Origin of the sequence: Neobacillus drentensis (assembly GCF_036966985.1) — a bacterium.
Taxonomy (GTDB): domain Bacteria; phylum Bacillota; class Bacilli; order Bacillales; family Cytobacillaceae; genus Neobacillus; species Neobacillus drentensis_E.
Genome location: NZ_JBALSN010000490.1, coordinates 1 through 5,255, shown reverse-complemented (window position 1 = coordinate 5,255; position 5,255 = coordinate 1). Strand labels below are relative to the sequence as shown.

6 protein-coding genes are annotated in these 5,255 nt (G+C 39.2%); all 6 read left to right on the top strand.

The window, feature by feature from the left end; translation table 11 throughout:
* Positions 1-346 (top strand): DUF3231 family protein (locus V7659_RS26135; RefSeq protein ID WP_335543017.1); only part of this gene is annotated, 346 nt, incomplete at its 5' end.
* A 149-nt stretch (positions 347-495) separates the two neighbouring features.
* Entirely contained in the window at positions 496-984 is a 489-nt protein-coding gene (locus tag V7659_RS26130; RefSeq protein WP_335543016.1) for a GNAT family N-acetyltransferase, read from the top strand.
* A 241-nt stretch (positions 985-1,225) separates the two neighbouring features.
* On the top strand, positions 1,226-1,717 hold the full coding sequence (locus tag V7659_RS26125) for a zinc ribbon domain-containing protein (RefSeq protein WP_335543015.1): 492 nt from the start codon (positions 1,226-1,228) through the stop codon (positions 1,715-1,717).
* 12 nt (positions 1,718-1,729) lie between these two features.
* A complete protein-coding gene (locus V7659_RS26120) occupies positions 1,730-3,340 on the top strand; it encodes a zinc ribbon domain-containing protein (protein WP_335543014.1) in 1,611 nt (536 codons plus the stop codon).
* 84 nt (positions 3,341-3,424) lie between these two features.
* Positions 3,425-4,555, top strand: a complete 1,131-nt coding sequence (locus tag V7659_RS26115; protein WP_335543013.1) for a YARHG domain-containing protein — start codon at positions 3,425-3,427, stop codon at positions 4,553-4,555.
* Between the two features lie 232 nt (positions 4,556-4,787).
* A partial coding sequence (locus V7659_RS26110; RefSeq protein ID WP_420491776.1) for a TerC family protein occupies positions 4,788-5,255 on the top strand: 468 nt, incomplete at its 3' end.

Genomic DNA, 5,255 nt, shown 5'->3' with positions numbered 1-5,255 from the left:
ACATATTGCTGCTTTTGAGAAGATCTTTCGTGAAGAAAAGCTGAATTCACCGATCTCATGGCAATCACATGTAACTAGCTCAACCACAGCACCCTTTTCTGATAAATGGATGATGTATCAAATCCAGCTCTCGACACAAGTTGCCATAGCTTTTTACGGCGCAGCGTTAAGTGTTACATCAAGAAGGGACCTTGGAGAAAAATATGTGGCTTTAACGAGTGAACTATTAAGGTATGCAGAAGATGGAGCGAATCTTATGATTGACAATGGTTGGTTAGAGGAGCCACCAAAAGCAAGTGACAGGAGAAAATTAGCCGAAGGAAAAAGGGAAGGCAGGGATGGCTAAGTCTTTAATAAAATGTTTAAACCAGAATGCCAAAGAAATAAATAATCAGCCAAAGAAGAGTGACTATCCGGTCACTCTTTTTGTCATACATTCCTTTTTGCTATCTACTAAATTATGAATATAATAAGGATAGTTGGAGGATTGATAGTATGATCAAGATACGAAACGTAAAAATGGAGGATTTGAAACAGCTGGTAGTCATTGAAAATCTATGTTTTTCAAAAGAAGAGGCAGCAACCAAACAAGCATTCGAAAAGAGAATTGAACTGATTCCAGATAGTTTCTTTGTTGCCGAAGTGGATGGAAAAATCGCAGGATTAGTCAATGGTCCGGTGATCGGTACTGTGTACATCACAGATGATTTATTTAGTATGACCAAGAGCAATCCAGCGAAGGGTGGTCATCAAAGTATTTTAGGATTAGCTGTGTCTCCTCATTTTCAAAGGCACGGCGTAGCTGCTGCCTTACTTGCCCATCTTGAAAAAGAAGCAAGAACAAAAAGGCGAGAAACGATTACGCTTACTTGTAAACGGGAATTAATTTTTTTCTATGAAAAGTTAGGCTACCGAAACTACGGTGAGTCTGCTTCCAAACATGGAGGAGTCAGTTGGTATAACATGTGTAAAAAGATAGATTAATCTCAAATCTAAATTATATCCCAAAAAACGGTTCGGAGGCACACTCTCGAATCGTTTTTTATTTTCTGAAGAATTTCACAGCAATTAGACAGACCCAAAATTGATGACATAATACTACGTACTCCTAAATAAAATCTAAGGAGATAAGCAGTAAGACCTATCTTATTTTTTATGGCTATCGTTTTTCTGTTTTTATATTGATTTTATAGATGCATTTATAAAGTATAGGGGGGATTTGTTGGTGAGTGATTTGCAAACGAAACTTGGCGGGGGACTGAATCTACTTCAGGATTCACTGCAGCAGGGAAAGCAGAAACTACAAACCGTTCAGGAAGTTAGCCAATTTAAAAAACTTATTCAGGAACATGCTGAAAAACGGGCCGAATTGCTGCTTCACCTCGGAGAAGTAGCTTATCAAAAGATTCGGACAGGAAAATTGGAAAGTCCAGAACTGGGGCAATTCTTTTTGAAGATTGCTGAACTTGACCAACGTATATTTCAAGCCCAAAAGGCATTAGAGCAATTAAATAAAAAAGAACATGCGTGGGGCTGCTCTAATTGCGGCAGTCAAATTACTGCGAATGATAAATTTTGTGGATCATGTGGTCAACGACAAGAACAGCTGGCAAGTGGTATTGAGTCCATGGAAACAATCGTGTGTTCCACTTGTGAAGAACAGGTCCCATCACAAGCTAGTTTCTGCGCTTGTTGCGGAAGCCGTCTGGCTGTGTAAGGGGGCTGTCAGATGTTTTGTAAGAATTGCGGGACCGAGAATCTTTCAACGGCCAACTATTGCATCAATGACGGAACCCTGTTAAAACGGGCACCTGTAAAATTTCGTGTGAAGGAGCAGAAAGCTTCCTTTTGTTCCGAATGCGGCGGTAATACAACAAAGGGTTATAACTATTGTACGGAATGTGGGTCGAGTAACCTGCAGTACACCCATGAGAATGGTTTTGCCTCGCCAAAGGAATTGACCAATATGGCGGCAGTTCTTCCCCAAAAAATGCCGGCCTTTCAGTTTACATATGTTAAAAATGCCTTGTTGCCAGCCCTGATTGCCATCCTGATCGTTTTTGGATTATCTTTTTCTGTTATGAAGACATCTGAAAAGGTTTTTAACAGTTTGGTTGGGGATAGTTTAGACGAAATGGATCTTGCCGGATTAATCGACAAAATTCCATTTGAAAGGGAGGGGGATCTTCCCAAGCTCAATAAAATGTATGGTATATCTGATATTGTGATGGAGTCTAACCTCCAAAATCCTGTCATTGCCGTTAGTGTGGATGGAGAAATTAGCGGTGACGAGGAACATGCGACGGTGGAAGCAGAGGCAAAGAATGGGTTTATCATTTATCTTCTGATACCATTCATCGGATTATTTGTAGCTGGAATGATTGCCTCAAGGCGAAGACTTAGTTCAAAACTACAAGACCATGTGAACAATGCAATCGGCATTGCTGTCCTCTATTCAATATTTATGACAATCTTTTCTCTATTTGCTGGGTATTCATATGATTTCAATACGGATCAGAAGAATTTTGATATGAGTCTAGATATTAGCACCAACTATTCCTTTTTTAAAACCTTCATAATGACTTTGCTTTTTGGTTTCTTTTTCAGCGGCTTGGGAAGTTTATTTGCTGTAACCTTTCGGAGGGCAACGAGTCTCCTATCGGAGTGGATTCCTTCAGGTGAAGCGATTCATCAAGCGATTGTCATTCCTTTTCGCGGCATACTACTTTTCTCAGTAATTATCTTTGCTTACCTTTCTAGTAAAATAGCAGAAATAAAAGAGGCTGGGGCGTTCTTTTTCGATACACCATTTGAGGAGTTAATCGACAAAAGTTTTATGCTCATTGCAACAGTTTCCGTTCAATTTGGCAGTTATTTTTGGAACTTACTCCACTTCACGCCAATCACGTTTACACAAACGGAATCGGGTTCGGAGGAATCTTTGTCTTTTGGGATTTTTTCAGGTGTTGAATCCGATGGGGATCCTACTTTCTTAGAAGATATCTTGGTGGGGACGGATGTGGATCTTTATTTAAAGCTTGCGCTGCTGATCCCAGTTGCCTTATTTATTTGGGCGGGTTTCAAGATCGCACGAAAGCCAAATGTGATAAAGAATCTGGTAATCTTTAGTGTGGTTTATGCTGTCATCATGTCATTACTTGCAGCATTCACTGATATAGGTTTTGGGCTCAGTGGAGGGAGTGAGAACGCAGAAGATACGCTTGAATTGTCGCTTCAACTTGGCTTTGGCCCAATTGGAACGTTCATTAAAAGTCTTCTCTTTTCATTTGTATTTGCCTTTCTTGGGACTTTCATTCATAAATCGAAAAAGCATGCCTAATTTACTTAGATTGATTCCCTTGTCTGCTTAGGCAGGCAGGGGATATTTTAGTAGGATTTCTTTGATAAAGGAGTGATTTCATAAGTGGGTGGATTCTGTACCAATTGCGGTAAAAAAATAAATAGGTTAGAACTATTTTGTACAGGTTGCGGAGAGAAACTAGCGGAAAATCAAACTCCCGTTATTGAGGCTGAGGGGGCACCATTCCATTCAGAGGCTGGGATTCCTTCAGCACATAGAAACAATAAAAAGGGATTCAAATTTGTTATATTTTCTTTGTTAGGGATCGTTATAGTCGTCATTGCTGCCTACTTCATGATGAATAATCTAAAGGAACCCACTCAAAAGGCATCTCAAGCTGATACAATTAAAGAAGAGAATGAATCCAAATCTGCTTCTAACAATAAGGAAAATCCAACAATTAATCAGGAGGATATAGATCAATCAACGGATGAAGAAGGAGATACCGGGATTAAACAAGAAGAAGTAGTGGGTACTAGTGAACAATCGATCATAAACTATTACATCGCAAAGTTAAATAACTTGCGAATCTTCACCTCTGGCAGAGAAATTTCGGTTGGAGAGTGGACTGTGAGCCGTCAAGATGAAGGTGTCGTCCTATCTGCATCGGAGATTCCGTCCCGAGATTTAGCCCGCATTTTTGGTCTATTTGATGATAGGAACTTGCTGCCTCTAACAACATGGGCTAAAGAGGTATATGACATTGCCCAAACGTTATCAAAGGAATTAGATGCGGAATGGCTCATTTCTGTAGGCAATAATTGCGTGGGTGAATATCCTGTTACCCTGCCGCAATCGGACTTAATAAACTACTCAGGGTCATGTGGGTACTCTATTCCGGTTCTAGGGGGCACCAATAAGAATAATCTAACGCTTGTCATGCATACGAGTGTTTTTGGTTTATCAAACAGTAATCCGCCCAGTGATTTCACCAATGAATATATCTTTCCTGAAAGTGATTATGTCAGATTAACCATGAGTGAACTTGAACTGCTTACCCCAAGAGAACTCCGCTTAGCAAGAAATGAAATCTATGCCCGCCATGGTTATATTTTTGAGTCGGATGATCTGAGGATTTATTTTTCCAAAAAATCATGGTACTTTCCTAATCCTAATTATGACGGCAGTTTGTTGAATTCCATTGAGAAATACAATGTGAAGTTGATACAAGATCGAGAAAAGGATTTCCAATAAACGTCTAAGAATAAGCTGAGAATAACCAATTTTGAGTAAGGATTGGCTATTCTCGGCTTATTATGGTTATAGGGTAAGGGAAGGTTTGTTTTTGGAGCATTTATTCTAAAACGATACATACATTTAAATGAGGGGTTAAACATATCCAAGTGATGGGACAAGCAATATAATCCAATACTGGACTTCAATTAGGTCAAGGATAATAAAATAGAGCAATAGAAAGGGAGAAAAAATGGAGTTTCTACATGAAATAATCAGTAGCTATAGTACATTTTTTTCACTAGAAGCCCTAAAGAACGTATTTATGAACCCAACGAGTTGGGGCGTGATAGGGACACTAGTTATTCTAGAAGGTTTACTTTCTGCCGATAACGCCCTCGTTTTAGCTATATTAGTGAAGAACTTACCTAAACACCAACGAAAAAAAGCGTTATTCTATGGGATTTTTGGTGCTTATTTTTTTCGAATTTTAGCGATTGGGTTAGGAGTTACATTAATTAATATTGGCTGGATAAAAATTGTCGGTGGTCACTACTTACTTTGGATTGTGGTTCAAAACTTTATCAAGAATAATGACGGCGAGGATGAAGTTCAAAGTAAAAAATTTGGATTTTGGCGAACGGTTTTAACCGTAGAACTAATGGACATTGCTTTTAGTCTGGATAGTGTAATTGCAGCATTTGGGGTCTCAAACCAAGAG